Genomic DNA, 16761 nt, shown 5'->3' on the forward strand with positions numbered 1-16761 from the left:
ACTAGAACCTCAATCTCGCGGTGACTTGCAGGCTACGCATGGCATTTGGCGATACCGGCACGCCGAACTGCGTGCTGTTTATTGTTGTATTCCAGCTGCCGAAGACGACATGGTTGAATAGATTGGTGGAATCGACATTCACGAGCAGGTTGTATCGTTTAGTCAGGCGGAATGTACGCGCGAGTGAAGCATTGAAGGTGAACTGGCCGGGGCCCGTGATTGAATTTCTGCCCGCATTCCCCCACTGCCCTGGCAACGGAGCTTCATACGCCGCAGGATTCAGAAATCGACCCGGTGAGGTCGCATAGATCGGCGCACCCGTAAGAGTCCCGCGAATGGAGCCCGGGATCCCGGTGCCGGGGACCGCCGCTGCATAGTTTGGGGTCTCCGGCAGGCCACTGCCGGAAACAATCGTTGCGGTCGCCGTCCACTCCTTGAACGCTCTTCCGCGCCAACCGCCAAACAACGTCCCACCGCCAATTCCCATGCCGGTGGTGTACTGAAGGTTCACGTTCAACAGATTGCGCTGGTCGAAGGTCGACAGCCCGCGCTCGGCCTTCAGATCGAGCCAATTCTGTGCATAGACGGCTGTAGCCGCAGCCTGAGTCGCTGCGCCTACAGCGACAGGACCCTGACCACCCAGCGCAGAGTCGTCGTCGATAGACTTTGAGTAGGTGTACTGCAATGTGGCTGTAAACCCGCTGCGGAGTCTGCGCCGCAGCTGAATACTAGCGGCCTCACGCGTTGAATCTCCATTCGACGTGCGATACACAAAGTTCGTCGGGCACAGCGGGCATGGATCCGTCGCACCGATGGGGTAGGTATTCGGCAGGAACTCCTGCACACCGCGCGTTCCCTTAATCCCGAGATACGTCGCGGTCATCTGCAGCGCGAACGGAAGGTCGCGCTGCACGGAGAGTTGCCACGTATGTATATAGCCGACACGAAAATTTGGATCGACGGCAAAGCTATCGGGGGATGACGAGGAAGATGTGGAACAGGACGCGGGCTGGCTGAATCCATTCGCCAGCGTGAGCGGGCATGCAGCACTATTGGCTAGATTCAGCGTCTTCGCAAACGGCGACTGCTCCGCCAGTTGCAAGGCAGTTGCCTGATAGACCGAGGTGTCCTGATAGATGCCATATCCGGCACGAACCACAACGGACGACCCCGGAATAGGCCGCCACGAGAGAGCTACGCGTGGTTCGACTCCGTTCCGATCAGGCCGCAGCAGCGAATTTGGATACCGCTGCCCTGTCAGAGTTCCGACCGGATCGCTCGCCAGCACCTGGGTTACTGCAGTAAAGCCCGGCGCGATATCGAGATTTACAAGCCGATTCTGCAGTTCGGAGATAGGGGCTCCATACTCCCAGCGGACACCGACGTTGATCGTAAGATCCGGCCTGATTCTCCAGTCATCCACAGCGTAGAGATCATAGACCGACTGCCGCAGATACTTGTCCGCATTGCCGAAGGAGATATTGCTTGTGTCCGGAATTCCCTGCAGGAAATCAGCGAAGTCAGTCGAGCTATTGAGGAACTCAAACGTGCCGCGCGGATTCGACTGTGAAAGATAGTTGAACTCCTGCCTGCGGAAGTCTCCCCCAACGGTAATGTTATGGCGACCACGGTAATACAACAGCGAAGAAGAGACCCCATCGGTACGATTGCGATCGAAGGAACTTGGCACATCGGTAAGGCTGGCAATACCGCTGGCAAACACCAGCGTCGGGGGGCCCCAATTGCTCGGAGTTGTATCGTTTCCTATAATGCCGGCATCACCGGAGACATCCGTACGGCCTGCAAAGAAGGGCGTAACCAGCGTTCTCACGCGGCTGAGTTGAAATCCCGTATTCAGGAACAAGCTGTGATTGAAGCGGTGACTCCAGTTGATATTGGCATTGATCCCCAGCGTGTCCGTCGTGTCGACAAAGCCGAAGAGACTGGTGCTGTCCGCTCGTGTGCTCTGATACGCAAAGATGCCGTTCACCTCGTCCCTGCGTCCTATGCTCTTCTCGAGGCGCGTTTGAAGTTGGTCCTGATGAGTATTGTTGAGCACTGGAATCTGATAGTTGTACAGCGAATTGTTTGCAACATTGGGAAGCGGATAGAAGGTCAGCAGATCCTGCGCCTGCGCGTCGATGGGGTCGACGCTCTCCCTCTGCGCCTGCGTCGGCACCAGGCTGGTGTTATTTTGAGCGATCTGATTCCGCGTCCACAGGTAGCCGATGAAGAAGGTCGGCCCATGCGGCATCAGGCGTGGAATATTCAGCGGACCGCCCAGGAACACTCCACCAGTTATATTGGTGTACGACGGCTTCGGGCTTTCCACCCCGCTTAGAGAATAGTTTCGCGCATCGAGTGCCGAGTTTTGCAGTTTCAGGCTAAATCCGCCGTTATACAGGCTACTCGTTCCCTTCCGTGTATTTCCAAACGCCGGAGCAAGCGTGAACTGCGACGTCGCCGCATTGTTCACACTGCCGTTGACGAGAAGGCCGTCGGAGGGCTGCTGGCCGGAGCTCTCTGGCGGCTTGGGCATCTCGGCGGTGTCGGCAGGCTTTGGCGCCGAGCCCTTGCCCGGCGCAGTGGCAACATCCGCGGCTGGTGCTGGCACGGGCGCCGCCTTTACGATCTTGGTCTGCGCGATGATCTGGTCCAGCGGAAGCATCTTCAGCTCCCACTTGAGCGCAGGCATATTGGATGTCACGGTCACATCCTGTTGGATCGTCGCAAAACACGACATCTCGACTTCGATCTTCCAGGCACCGTCCGGCAAATCGGGAAAGGAGTAGACCCCCTGCGCATCGGAGACAGCGACAAACTTCTTGCTGCCCTGCGTGGCCGTAACTGTCGCGCCCGGAACCGGCAGGCCGCCGAAGATCACCTGGCCATGCTGTTCCGAAGCCATAGCCAGGCTGGGAACAGCGAGACACGCGACGATGCAGAGGAGGCGAAGATATCTGCTCACTTGTTGCCACAATATCGAATGCTTCATCCGCAGCCCATTCTCCGAAAGTCTCTCACAACCCATACGTCAATTTGCCGAGGGATGTTCAATATGGTCGACAACAATAAAATTTACGGGCCCTTTTTGCGCTTCCAACTTTAGCCCGAGCTGTTCCTTCAATGCCTCAAGAAAGGTTGGGCCCGACGTATCGGAAGAAGTATCAGCACCGGGTGTTATGGAATGATGCGCATCAGGAGCCCACTCCAGAGTGAAATCGTAGGTTCCGGTCAGTCCGGTGCGATCCAGAACGGGTCGCCCTAGATCTCCCCAGTCGGGCAACGCGCTTGCAATCAATCCCATGGTCACGTTGCGTGCGCCGAGGCTGAGTCGCCTAGACCCAGTCACCGGCATCATCACAGGGCCGCCGCAAGTTGCAGGAAAACCTCCGGCAACCGAACTATGGCCTGGGTCGGTCGCAAGTGTCGTTGAACAGGATGCGTCGTTCGGATGCGGCCGGAGCCTTGGCCCCGTCTTTTCGGGCTTCGAGAGAAGAAGGGCGAGCACAGGAACCTCCCGGGTATCATGGCGAACCGTCAATTTAAAACGGTCTGCGAGCAAAGACTGCATCATCAGGCGCATCTCGTCTTTCGTAGGATCACCCTGTGCGCGCGCCTGGATATCAAACCTATCTGTGGTGACCCAATCCGGCAGTCCGGCTCGTAAAAATTGCAACTGGTTGTTGGTCAGCTTGTACGCGAAGGCAATGTACACCACCAGAGCTGTGCCGCTTGCCGAGAACAAGCCTCCGTTGGGGGCATAGACATCCCCTGGTCCCAGAAGAAAGTTGGACTTCGGCTTGTCGTCGGACTTGTTCTGTTTCACAGATGCGACGTCGAACTCCAGCTTGTTCCCCGTCACGGTCGACGAGGAAGCTGCCATCGGCAATTGTGCGCGGCTTACGGTTGAAGGAACAAATTGCATAGCTACAACAATCCAGCCAAACATGACCAACCAACGTCGTCCCTGAACCGGCAACCTGTACCCGTCATGTTCGGTAGACATTGCTTGACTGTCCTTCTTTCGAAGATGTCCTAAATAGTTAGGAGATTACGTTCACATCAGCTTGCCTGTCAACTAAAACTTGATAGGACCATCCACAGATCGGGTTTTCAGCTCTCTGCAGTTCACTACCTACTAACTTAGACATTACTTTCCCGCTAAATGTTCCCAGCACTCGCGTTATTTCTCCATCTTGAGCCTTTAGAAAGCATCTCAACAGGGTCAACAACGACCATCCACTCTTGACTTCGATACTCGTCAGACGCAGCAAGCCTGCCGATGTAATCGCCTCAGGCTAATTCGCGGAGGGTTTTTCCACGTGATCGATGACCAGAACGTCGGTTGGAGTCTTCTTCGCCTCCAGCTTCAGCCCGAGCCGCTGGATCGCCTCAAAGAATCCCGGTGGTTCTTCAACACCATCGGGCGCCTTTGTAATCGCGATTGGCGCATGCCCATGGAACTGCGAATCGTCGGGCGCGAAGGTAAGGCTGAAATCGAACCTTCCGGAAAGACCAGTCTGGTCTACAACTGGCCGGTCAAGCACCATCATTTGCAGAAAGCCCGTAAAGTCCGTCATCGTCACATTGACCACGGGGATTGTCAGCCCTCCTGGTGCGGGCCGCATTCCAAAGCCACGGTTCGGTCCGTCAGATTGCGCTGGACTCAGCTTTGGTCCATCCTTTCCAACCGTCAACACAAACGCCGAGAGCTCTCTCTTGTCGTGATGGAACTTCAATTGAAACCGGTCCGCCAGCAACTTTTGAATCATGATCTGCGATTGCTGAGGAGTTGGCATTCCCTCCGGCACTGGTATCGCGGCAATATCGTAGCGATCTTTGCCCACCCAATCCGGCACTCCCAGAATCTGTTTTGATTGAACTCCGTATGCAAAGGCAATCAGGTCCCCCAACGACGAGTTGAGCGTAGTAAAGTTATGCCCAATAAAACCAAGCCTCTGCATGTTAGGAGCCCCGGAGTCGTTCGGCTTAATCGTCGCTACCTCAAAGGAGGGATCGGCATCAGCCGGCATCTCCTTCTGCGGCACAAACGCCGGGATCTCCCATGCCGTCTCCTGGGTTGCACGCACCAGATTCAACGGCAATGGATTGCCCCCCCGGCTCAAGTTTCCCGTAATGGATGTACCGTCCGCGCTCAACGTCCCTTCATAGTTGCCGAAGCCTAGTTCCGCCTTGAAAGTCGAGTCAACCAGAGTGGCCGAAGAAGCTGTGACTGGTTGCGCCCCGTCATCGATGGGGTACAAGACAGCCTTTAATTTTCCATCGTTCTTCGAGAGCTTCAGGACGATCCGGAGATCTCGATCGGTCTTCAAAGTGCCCTGCCAGGTCCCGGTAATCCCAGTCGAGCTCTCAACCGTAGTTTGAGCATGAACATGATTGATATGGACCAGGCCAAAGACGACCGGCATCGCCACAGCGACGATTCCAGCCAGGCAAAGCAGAAGCTTCCTGCTGAGATCGAGCTTGTGAGCTGCCTGCTCCGCCATAATGTGGACGATGCGCCGCTTGAGGTCCGCCCCCGTAATTCCTGAGACGCAGGCCAGTGGTGACTCCAAATAGAACTTACAGACGTTGAGGATGCTCTCGGCATAAAGCGGTGCGTCGTTGCCCGACTGCAGCACGGCTTCATCGCAGGCCCGCTCACGCTCCTCCAACAGGCGGGCTTTGATCCACCACGCTGCGGGATGAAACCAGAAGATGGCTGCTACCAACATATGGAGGGTAGCAGTGAGGTTATCGCGCCGCCGAACGTGGCACATCTCATGGACAATGATCGTGCTGAGTTGCGGCGAGGTCAGACGCTCGTCGATCCCCTTCGGCAGCAGAAGCACAGGACGCACGATACCAAAGATGCCGGGCTCAAGCAGGTTGGGAGAAGAGAGAACAGGCACCTCGGCCAGCAGCGTCATCGGAGAAGATGCGCGGACGATGGAACGAATCTTCCACCAACTGCGCGTCCACGAAAACACGATAACGAGCGCGCCGAAGAGCCAAACCGCGAGCAATATTAATGGCCAAACATTCGTGTGGCCTGGAGCGAGAACAGGAGTTGCGCCGGTATAGGCAGCAGTAGCATGCGATGAAGTCCAGGCAAACGGCTGAGTGAACTTCCCCATCACGGCGTCAAACGCTGGTTGTTGAATGGGGGCAGCGATTTTCGCGCGAAGCGATTCACCGGCGGCGATGAGAAGCGAGAATGGAACTAAAAACTTCAAGGACGCAATCATCCACACCCAATAGCGAGTCCTGGCATGATTGTTCCGCAGAGCCAGCGTAAGGAACCACGCCATCAACACCACAACGGTCGACTGCCAAAGATGATTGCCCATCTCTGGTGCGATGACTGTCCATGCTGCAGATAAGGATTGTGGCATTATGCCTTGTCCTTTCTCTCCAGCTTACGGAGCGTCTTCTCCGCTTCTTTCACATCGTCCAACGTCAGCTTGCCGGATTCGATCAGGTGCGCCATCACAGGCTGTGTGCGTCCGCCGAAGAGGGCAAGAAGATCGTCGATCAGCCTCCGTTGCGCCGCGTCGCGAGAGATCGCCGCCTCAAAGACGTGAAAGTTTCCTACCTTCCTCACACGGCGCAGGATATTCTTCGCCTCCATGCGATACATGGTCGTCTGGATCGTTGTATAGGCGGGCCTTCCCTTTTCAGGAAAAGCCTCCTGTATCTCACGGATGGAGGACTCGCCTCGGGTCCAAAGCGTATCCATGATCTTCAGTTCGAGCTTCGTCAGTTTAGGTCCGGCCATCGCTATCAACTACCTCTGTGGGTGTATCTACTACATATGTGGTAAACACTACCACGACTGTTTGATAGATAGCAAGAGGTGAGATGGGAAGCCGGTTCGCCCCTATTTCATCGCTGAAATACTGCTAGTATCCGAGAAATCATACCTAACACGATTTGTATTTCAATCCCCCTCGGGATCGTCATCCTGAGAGCCTGTGACTTTTTGATTTTTGAGGGATCGAGGCAGAAGCGGTTTCCGCTTTTGTAGGTTGGGGATAGAAGGTGGAGCAGTGGCGCTTGGTGCGAAGGGAGTGTTTGGAGCCGTATTTATGCTCTTCCGAGCAGGTTCTGAGCGAAATGGAAGATGTTGTAGGCGAGGGCGCACCATAGAGCGACGCAACGCATCTTGGCGGCACCTCGGATGGTCATCTGTGTAAGTCCCCTGTGGGTTCGGAGGTCGGCGTTGGCGGTCTCGCTGGTGGCGGCTCGTAGCTTATAGATTTCCTTCCCTTCGGGGCTGGCCATGCGCTTCTTCCAGCGCAGCACTGCCGGGCTGTCGCCACGTTTTGGTTCCAGCTCACGGCCGCGCTTAGCGGCTGATTTGGCCGGTTTAGGCGGAACGAACAGATCTACCTCGCCTGCATTTTCGATATCGTCCTTACGCAGGTAACCGCCGTCGATCAGGTGCTGTTGGACTGTCTTGCCAGTACGCTGCTCCACCTGCTGGCGCATGGGTGTACTCAGACCAACACTGTCGGTTCCTTCGCTCGTGACATCGACTCCCACGATGGCGCGGCTACTGGTATCGGTAGCCAGTTGTACGTTCACCGCCGGGTTGAAGCCTCCGTTGGGCATCTTCATGCGCCGGGCTTCGGGATCGGTCGTGCTCACCCGTGGTTGCCGCTGGCGTATCTTCTCTCCGTGCTTACCCTTACCGGCCCGCCGCTCCGCTTCGGCCTGCTTCTGCTGGAGCTCAGGCAGTTGCGCCACGGCTTGCTCCAGACGTGCGAGCCTCTGCTCGGCAGACTTCTTGCGAGCCGCCTTCTGCCGCGCGCTCAACTCCGCCGCCACCCCGCCATCGACCTGCTGGCGCAACTGTTCCACATGCTCCCGGGCCTGACTCAACAACTCCTGCAGACGCTCTTCACGACGGAAGCTGCTCGCCCCAGCGCTTACCCGCACCCGCACTCCATCCTGGCTGATACGGCTCACCTTCACGATGTCCTTATCCACCAGGGATGCAATCACCTGCGTAAATAAAGCGTCCAGCGCAGCTCCATGATCGGTGCGGAAGTCCGACAGAAGACGATGATTTACTGTCACCCCACCGCATAGCCATAGAAACGGTGCGCTCTCTTCGCAACGCCGCGCCAACTCACGCGCAGACCCGACCCCACGGATGCAGCCATACAGCCATAGTCCAACCAACAGCTGAGGATCGGTGCTGTCACGGCCACTCACACCCGCTCGGGCCTTGATCGGCTCGTAGAACCCCGATACATCCAGCTGCTCCACCACCGCCGCTACCGAACGAACTGGATGGTTCGCTCCCACAAGATCATCAGCACACTGCGCTACCCAACCCAGCTGGCCTCGCTCCGGTTTACGCAGACGCAATCCACTCAACCGCTGTTCTCTCATCTCTCCCGTTGTAGCTGCTCACCCTGTTTAAAACCTACTGCCAACTCTCAAATAACAAAAAAGTCACACGCTCTGAGCGAAGTAGCTCGCGTACTTTGCGGGCTACGCAGTCGAAGGACCCCGAAGATTCTTACGCTACGTCTGCAGCTTGTACCTTTCCGCCGCACACATCAGTGGTTCCAGAAGTAGCAAGAATCTAGTGGTTGAAATGGCTCGAACCGTATTGGACCAGTAGAGTTCTTCGGGGTCCTTCGACTGCGCGTCCCCAAAAGCTGGGACGCTCCGCTCAGGATGACGCTTCTGAGGCAATACAAAAAACAAATGCACTGGATATAACTTCTTTGATATCGCTCTAATTCTCCGAAGGCAGCTCGACACGGTCGACGACGAGCGTATCTACCGGCCCCTTGGCGGATTGCAGCTTTAGACCAAGCTGCTCCTGTAAGGCCGTGAAGATGGAAGGGGTAGAAGAGTCAGAGGATGCATCCGTCCCATCGTCGGCGGTCCACTTCAATAGGAGATCGTATTGGCCCGTAAGCCCCGTCTTATCGATAACGGTGCGATGCAGTTGATCCGTCAACATGTTCGCCAAAGACGCCAGTGGAATAGCGTGGCCGGTTAGTTCCGTATTCTGAACCGAACTCTGAACCGTCATTGCACCGCGAGCTACGCCATTCGGACTTTTGTCTTCCGGGGAACCTTCTGGCGCGGATGCCTTGAACTTGGGTCCGTCCTTCACCACAACCATCTCGTAGACCGGAAGTGTCTTCGTTTCGGTGTGGACCTTCAGCTGAAAACGATCCACCAGAATTGCCTGCAGCATCCCCTCGGCCTGTTTAGGCGTGAGCTTCTTTAGCAGCTCCAGGTCTGGTTCGACGATCTTCGCATTGATGTCGAACCGGTCAGAGCTCGCCCAGCCGGGCAAACCATAGATCAGATCCTGTTTGACGTCGTAGGCATCTTCAAGAAGCATCTTCACTGAAACATTCGTGGCAGAGAAACTTTCGCTACTGAAACTGGTGCTGTTGTTATTGCCACTACTAGACTTATTGGGCTTGATCGAGACAACATCAAACGCAGGAACCCTGGTCTCCGTCCTCGTGGCCTGCGAGGCAGTTCCGCTTTGGCCCGCATTGGTCTGACCGAACACTCCCGGCACAAGGACTACGAACAAGGCAGAAAGAAACACAAGACTTCTGGTGCAACCCAACGTACGCGAAACCCGCTCGTCCATGATGAGTATCAGTCCCTTCCCAGGCTTGATACCCATCATACGAAGCCTATCCGCCCGATGTTCCCGTTATCCGCTAATTTTCCGAAGGCATCTCGACGCGATCGACTACGAGAGTTTCTACGGGTCCCCTGGAGGATTGGAGCTTTAGACCAAGCTGCTCCTGCAAGGCCGTGAAGATGGAAGGTGCGGAAGAGTCTGGCGACGGATCTTGGCCATCATCCGGCGCCCACTTCAAATCCAGATCATATTTTCCCGTGAGCCCCGTCTTATCCAGAACCGTGCGGTGTAACTGCCGCGATAGCATAGCTGCCAGTGAAGTCAAAGGAATGGCCGTTGCGGTAAGTTCGTTGTTGTGTATCCACATGCCCGGAGTCTTGCCACCATCGGCAGATCCATTGCCGGATGCGGCTTCGTGGAACTTGGGACTGCCCTTCGTAACGACCAGCTCATAGACTGGAAGCTCCTTGGTTTCGATGTGAACCTTTAATTGAAAGCGGTCCGCCAGAAATGATTGCAGCATCGACCGGCGCTGTTCGCCGGTGAGCTTCTTTAGTTCATCGAGGTTGGGATCAACTACCTTAGCTTTGATATCGAAGCTGGTAGATTCCGCCCATCCTGGAACTCCAGAGATAAGATCTTCCCTGATATCGTAGGCATCCCGCAGAAGCCGCTTCAGCGAAACATTCGTTGCAAAATAACTATCGTTATGGGTCTCAATGCCCATTGACCCGCTACCGGATCTATTCGGCTTAATCGAAACAACGTCGAACACAGGCAATTTAGCCTCTGCAGTAGTGGACTGCGACGAAGTTCCGCTCTGCCCTGTACTCGTCTGGCCAAACAAACCAGGCATAACAAGCACCAACAGAGCGGGAAGAAGCACAAACCTTCTCTTGAAATTTAGCCTGCGCGTAACGAGTTCGCTCACGATAGGGGTGTTCCCTTCTGACTTCGGATACTCGTCAGACGAAACACCGTTGCTAATGTCGTCGTCGCTGGCTAATTTTTCCGAGGGCATTTCAACGGGTTCGGGAGCAAGAGCGCCTTCGATTTTGCTCTCCGAAGAAAGATTTCTAAATTACCTATTGCTTTCCCAATGGAGCTGTGGCATTCTCCTGTTGGTAAGCCAAATGAACAAGGAGCAGGCCGCGTGAAGCAGAAAAAAGATGTGCAGCAAGGAACACTGGCTCTGATGCTCCTGAAGACCCTCGAGCTACTGGGACCGCTGCACGGCTACGGCATCGCCCGACGTATCGAGCAGATCAGCGGGGCCCTGCTCTCGGTAAACCAGGGTACGCTTTATCCTGTGCTGCTGAGGTTAGAGAACGAGGGCGCCATATCTTCGGATTGGGGGCCCTCGGAAAACAACCGCCGCGCACGCTTCTACCGGCTGACACCTGCGGGACAAAAATTGCTGAACGCCGAAAAGCGCGACTGGGAGCAAACGGCGGCGATTATTGCGCGCTTCTTTGAAGTGAAGGCGGAGGATCTGGCATGAGATTCCTGCATCGATCTTTCAGGCGACTGCTGAACTTCACGACGAGACGTCGCACCGATGAACGACTCCGAGAAGAGATGGAATGGCATATAGCGGCTCTGACGGAAGAAAACATCCTCGCCGGCATGACTCCCAGGGATGCCGGTCGTCAAGCTCGTCTGAAGTTTGGGTCTGTGGAGGCGATTCGGGAAAACTACCGCGCCGAAGAAGGGCTGCCATCCCTGGAGACCCTGGTGTTCGACGTTCGTTATGCTTTTCGCTCACTCCGTAAATCGCCCACGTTTACCATCGTGGCTCTGGTTACTCTGGCGCTCAGCATTGGGGCCAATGTGGTCGTCTTCGGAGTGCTGAATGCGGTCCTTCTGCGTCCGCTGCCTGTGAGCGAGCCGCAGAACCTGTATCAGTTGCGTCATAAGCAGTGGATGACAGGACGGTTGCTGACGACGTCCTATCCGGCGTTCGAGGATCTCCAGCGACGCAACACTACCTTCAGCGGGATGGCTGCTATTAATGCGTACGTTCATGGAGACATGGACTGGCGCAACGCTGTGATGAGTGCCTCCGGCGACGAAGTCACTAGTAATTATTTCGATCTACTTGGAGTTCAGCCCCAGGCGGGACAGTTGTTCCATCCTAAAGACAAGCTTCGGCCGGATGCTGCGACCTATGTTGTGTTGAGCGACCAACTGTGGCAGAACAGGTTTCATGGCGACCGAGACATAGTGGGGTCTGCCGTGGAGATCAATAAACAGCCTTTTACTGTGATTGGCATCACTCCGGCACAGTTCCACGGTACGGAGAAATTCGGCTTTCCAGACTTCTGGATACCGATGAAGAACGAGCAGTGGGCTGAGGGGGCCGACAATCTTCAGGGACGCAGATCGGCACTTGTCACGGTCATCGGAAGGCTTAAGCCAGGGGTGACGTCGCAACAGGCGACAGACGAGCTGAACACGATTGAGGCCCAGTTGGCGAAGGAGCATCCGGAGACTGATGACGGACAACCGCTGCGACTGATCCATCCGGGACTGATTGGGGATGAGGGAGATGTCATTCGCGGATTTCTCTACAGCGTGACCTTCCTGGGTCTTCTGGTCCTGGTAGCAGCGTGCGCGAATCTGGCAATGCTGTTTGCGGCGCGTACCGCAGATCGCAGTCGCGAACTGGCACTCCGCGTGGCCCTGGGATCAAGCCGCCAGAGGCTCATGAGGCAACTGCTGACCGAGGCGATGCTGGTATCGCTGATGGGCGGAGCCGTGGGGCTGGTTAGCGCGCATCTGCTGCTGGGAGTGCTGAACCGGTCGTCTTCGTTTGCCGGCACTCTGACAGTGAGCATGGATGCACAGGTGTACCTGGCAGGCGTGGTCCTGACGATGGGGAGCGCGTTTTTGTTTGGGATGATTCCTGCGTGGCAGGCATCGCGGAACAGTCCGTTGCAGATGATGAAGGGCGCACCTGCAGGGTCGAGGTATCTGCGTCGCTTCGCCTTGCGAGATCTGCTGCTCGGCGTGCAAATTGCAATCTGCACACTGCTTGTCATGGCGTCGTTTGTGGCGGCGCGCGGCATGGCGCGTGCGTTGCACATACCGCTAGGCTTTCAACCGCGCGGCGCTGTATTGGTCAATCTGGACTTGAGCGCGGAGAGGGAGAAAGCGGTAGTTCAGTCAGCCCTGAACATTCCTGGCGTAACCGCAGCGGGTTCCGTAAACCGTACGCCTATGACCGGTGGACTGCATGGAGTTCCAGTCTTCCGTCCCGGGACGAAAGACTTCAAGCTCAATAATTCTGCGCTGGCGCCGTACGTGTTCACGATGTCGCCGGGATACCTGAGCGCCGCTGGTACTCGGCTACTGAGTGGGCGAGATGTCTCCTGGCAGGACAACACAGCGACACCCTATATGGCCATCGTGAACCAAACGTTTGCGCAAAAGATGTGGGGAGAGACGCCGGCGATCGGACAACACTTCCTTGTGTCAGGCCACCTCACCGAAGTAGTCGGCGTGGCGGAGGATGGTAAGTATCACGACATACAAGAGACACCGCAGCCGGTGGTTTACCTGCCGTTGTTGCAAGGCGAGAGTGATGCATCGGTTCTCGTGTTGCGCTCAAAGCTGGCGCCAAACGAGATCGCGGCGCAACTCGAACGCTCGTTGAACGGGGGCGAGCGGAACTTGCCAATCACGGTCCAACGCTGGGACGATACGTTGGCGACCGAACTATTTCCGGCGCGGGCAGCGACAGTGGCACTGGGCATTTTGGGCCTGCTGGCAGCGGCGCTGGCGGTGACGGGCATCTTCGGCATGGCGGCCTACAACGTGAGTCGACGCATGAAGGAGCTCGGCATCCGCGTGGCCCTGGGAGCACGCAAGATACAAGTGATGAGTGCGGCAGTGGGACGACCGATGATGTTGCTTGGCGTGGGATCGGCCCTGGGTATGCTGGCCGGAGTCTTCGCGAGCCGACTGCTAGGGCAGATTGTGTACAGGGCGGATCCGAGCGATCCAGCCGTGGTCGGCTGCACGATTCTAACGATGACGCTGCTGGGGGCTGCGGCAATCGCTATTCCCGCCCGGCGAGCACTTTCCGTTGATACCTCAAAGCTCATGCGGCAAGAGTGAGGCAGATTAGCGGCGAAAGTTTGCGGCTTCGCAAGACACTCAGGAACTAACACCGGATTCAGGAACGAACGACTCATCAGGACGGAGGGCATTGCCCCTCAGACCTGACAGCAGATCTGCGTCCTTGCGTTCGCTCCCATACAGGTTCGTTCTAACTAAAACTTTTTTGGCACTATGAGGCATTAGCACATTGATGATTGCGTCCACATTCACCACTCTCGCAGTAGCACTTTCATGTGTCTTGTCCCCTGCTTCAGCAGCAGGCAGTTCCTTTCGCTTGAATCGTACAAATACTCCCGCACCCTCCGTCAAAGGAGAACACGCAGTGGCATTCAGTGGCGTGGTGACTGATCCCTCTGGTGCCCTCGTTCCGCGGGCTGCGGTGCACATCGCCGCGCGTGACGGATCGTTCACGCGCGATCTTATAACCGACGCATGGGGTCGATTTTCTCTGACTATGCTCCCAAGCTCGTATGACCTCACCGTTACAGCACCAGGTTTCGAACCTTTTCTCAAGGAAGTCCGTGTCAGTGCATCTCCCATAAACGTTACTGCTCGCCTGACGATTGCTATCGCGCAGACAAGCGTCGAAGTCAGCGGCAACACCAACGCCATGAGCACCTCCGAGGATTCGAACAAAAATGGACTGGACCTGCAGGGAGACTCATTGGCCGCACTCTCCGATGACGATGCCACGTTCCAGCAGCAGTTACTGGCGCTGGCCGGAGACGACGGCTCACATCCGCCGCAGGTTTATGTGGACGGTTTTTCGGGAGGAGGGTTTCCGCCCAAGAGCACGATCCGCGAGGTCAAGATCAACCAGAGTCCATTCTCCGCCGCGTACGAATCGATGGGTCTGGGACGCATCGAGATCTTCACCAAGCCCGGCACGGGCAGCATTCACGGCTCAGTAGGCGTCTATGGCGATCCCTCAGCCTTCAACTCGCAGAACCCGTTTCTGCACGAGGCTGAGCCCGGATACTATCGCGTACATACGGTTGGCGAACTGAGTGGGCCGATCGACAAGAAGACATCGTTCTTTCTCAGCGCCGACTACTACGACCAACAGAACAACGCGATCATCAATGCGCAGTCGGTCAACAGTACCGGCGGCATCTATAGCCTCTCCGAGGCATTGCCCGATCCGACGCAGACAGAACACTATAGCGCGCGGTTGGACCGCCAATGGTCGACGAATAACACGCTCACAGGCCGTTATGAGTTCGACCGCGCGGCCCAGACCAATGGCGGCTTGAGCCAGTACGTACTGCCGAGCGAAGCCTACAACTCCACCCAGACCGCGCAAACACTGCAGCTAAGAAATACGCAGATCGTTAGCGCGAACGCCGAGGTCGATTCACGCTTTGAATGGATTCGCGCACGCACAGACCAGAACCCTGTGAGCACCGCGCCTACGATCACGGTAGAGGGCACAGTAAGTGCAGGAGGAAGCCCCTCGCAGGCCTACCACGACAACCAGGACCAGTTCGAGTTTCAGGAAGATGGAACCTATGAGCGCGGTAAGCACCTCATCCGCGCGGGCGGGCGGTACCGTCTGTACCGCGATGCCAATCTGTCGACGGCAGGTTTCAATGGAACATTCACGTTTACGAGTCTGGCCAGCTATCAGGCGTCGGTGCTGGGAACGCCAAGCGCCTCGCAGTTTCAATTGACGACGGGCAAGGCGAACTTCCGCGTCATCACCGGCGATGCGGCGCTGTGGGCAGAAGATGAATGGCAGCTACGCAAGGATGTCACCGCGGACCTTGGCTTCCGATTGGAGTCGCAGTCGGCGATTCCGGATCACTTCGACCCCTCGCCGCATTTTGGCCTGGCGTGGGCGCTGCACCAGACCGGCAGCAAGACCGCTCCAGTAGTGCTGCGCATAGGATCCGGCATCTTCTATGACCGCTTCCCGATTGCGGACCTGATGACCGCCGTGCGGCAAAACAATCCCAAGTTGCAGCAGACGTATACAGTTACCAATCCGGATTTCTTTGTGAACGATATTCCGCCCGCAGCACAGTTAGGAGCCGCAACACCGCCGACGATTTATCGGGTGGCCCCCGGCTTCCGCTCCGAGTATGAGATTGATTCCGGCGCGAGCGCCGAGTTCAACCTGGGCAAGCACGGTTCCATCTCGGTAACCTATCTGAACAAAGTGCAGGAGCACCAGTGGGTTTCGATCAACGCCAACGCACCACGCACCGATGGTACGCGGCCTTACGGTACGGCAGCAGGAAACATCTACGAGTTCTCCTCCGGCGCTGAGGGTCGCGGGAACTGGCTCTACATAGATCCGCGGATAACGATCAACAAGAACATCACCATGTGGGGCCACTTCAACTTCAAGCGCCAAAACTCCGACACCTTCGGCGAGACCAGCTTTGCCTCCAACAGCTACGACATTCACCAGGACTACGGTCGCAGCCCATCGGATCGTCATCAAGCCGCCTATGTCGGCATGAATGCCGGCCTGAAGTGGGGCCTGCGCACTGGATTATTTCTAACGGCACGCTCCGGCTCGCCCTTCAACATCACGACAGGCTCAGATAACAACGGCGACACCATCTATGACGACCGCCCATCGTTCGCTACATCAGCCTCAAACCCAGCCAATGTGGTGCATACGATCTACGGCAATCTGGACATTAATCCGCAGCCCGGCGAGAAGATCATTCCCGTGGACTACGGGCACTCGGCGGGACCGTTTGTATCCTTGCAACTGCAGGCGAGCAAGACGTGGAAGTTCGGCTCGCGACCGGCCAATCCGGACGATTCTGCACCTGGAAAATCAATACCTCCGCCCGATCCGCGCTATGAGTTGGTGTTTTCTGTGGAAGCACAGAATGTAACCAACTCAGTCAGCCCAGCGCAGCCTGTCGGCGTACTGACCTCACCCTTCTTCGGGCAGCCGATCTCCACGTCCAACAATTTTCTGAGCACCTCTGCAGCGAACCGCACCATCACGCTGCATACGGCGATTTCGTTCTAGCCAGGCTCCCGTA

Annotated in this window: 10 protein-coding genes; 3 read left to right on the top strand and 7 right to left on the bottom strand. The window is 56.5% G+C overall.

The window, feature by feature from the left end; genetic code table 11:
• Position 1 precedes the first annotated feature (1 nt).
• The 7 genes from GSQ91_RS01020 to GSQ91_RS01050 all read right to left on the bottom strand — a co-directional run bounded on the left by GSQ91_RS01020 (position 2) and on the right by GSQ91_RS01050 (position 10520).
• The gene (locus GSQ91_RS01020) at positions 2-2995 is read right to left on the bottom strand and encodes a carboxypeptidase regulatory-like domain-containing protein (protein WP_158819389.1); all 2994 of its coding nucleotides are present in this window, start codon (positions 2993-2995) and stop codon (positions 2-4) included.
• 39 nt (positions 2996-3034) lie between these two features.
• Entirely contained in the window at positions 3035-4009 is a 975-nt protein-coding gene (locus tag GSQ91_RS01025) for a TIGR03435 family protein (RefSeq protein ID WP_158819390.1), read from the bottom strand.
• 292 nt (positions 4010-4301) lie between these two features.
• A complete protein-coding gene (locus tag GSQ91_RS01030; protein ID WP_158819391.1) occupies positions 4302-6398 on the bottom strand; it encodes a M56 family metallopeptidase in 2097 nt (698 codons plus the stop codon).
• A complete protein-coding gene (locus GSQ91_RS01035; protein WP_158819392.1) occupies positions 6398-6781 on the bottom strand; it encodes a BlaI/MecI/CopY family transcriptional regulator in 384 nt (127 codons plus the stop codon). Before GSQ91_RS01035 ends, GSQ91_RS01030 begins: the two co-directional genes overlap by 1 nt.
• A gap of 308 nt (positions 6782-7089) precedes the next feature.
• Entirely contained in the window at positions 7090-8403 is a 1314-nt protein-coding gene (locus tag GSQ91_RS01040; RefSeq protein WP_158819393.1) for a transposase, read from the bottom strand.
• Between the two features lie 352 nt (positions 8404-8755).
• Positions 8756-9676, bottom strand: a complete 921-nt coding sequence (locus tag GSQ91_RS01045; RefSeq protein WP_254064300.1) for a TIGR03435 family protein — start codon at positions 9674-9676, stop codon at positions 8756-8758.
• Positions 9677-9710: 34 nt separating this feature from the next.
• Complete coding sequence (locus tag GSQ91_RS01050; RefSeq protein ID WP_254064301.1) at positions 9711-10520, bottom strand: TIGR03435 family protein; 810 nt, start codon at positions 10518-10520, stop codon at positions 9711-9713.
• A gap of 267 nt (positions 10521-10787) precedes the next feature.
• Here GSQ91_RS01050 and GSQ91_RS01055 point away from each other — a divergent pair, with 267 nt between their 5' ends.
• The 3 genes from GSQ91_RS01055 to GSQ91_RS01065 all read left to right on the top strand — a co-directional run bounded on the left by GSQ91_RS01055 (position 10788) and on the right by GSQ91_RS01065 (position 16748).
• Complete coding sequence (locus GSQ91_RS01055; protein ID WP_158819395.1) at positions 10788-11135, top strand: PadR family transcriptional regulator; 348 nt, start codon at positions 10788-10790, stop codon at positions 11133-11135.
• The gene (locus tag GSQ91_RS01060) at positions 11132-13753 is read left to right on the top strand and encodes an ADOP family duplicated permease (RefSeq protein WP_158819396.1); all 2622 of its coding nucleotides are present in this window, start codon (positions 11132-11134) and stop codon (positions 13751-13753) included. The genes GSQ91_RS01055 and GSQ91_RS01060 overlap by 4 nt, the downstream gene beginning before the upstream one ends.
• A 277-nt stretch (positions 13754-14030) precedes the next feature.
• Positions 14031-16748 (top strand): carboxypeptidase-like regulatory domain-containing protein, encoded by a 2718-nt coding sequence (locus tag GSQ91_RS01065; RefSeq protein ID WP_158819397.1) that lies wholly within the window; start codon positions 14031-14033, stop codon positions 16746-16748.
• Positions 16749-16761 lie beyond the last annotated feature (13 nt).

Origin of the sequence: Granulicella sp. S156 (genome assembly GCF_009766105.1) — a bacterium.
Classification (GTDB): domain Bacteria; phylum Acidobacteriota; class Terriglobia; order Terriglobales; family Acidobacteriaceae; genus Granulicella.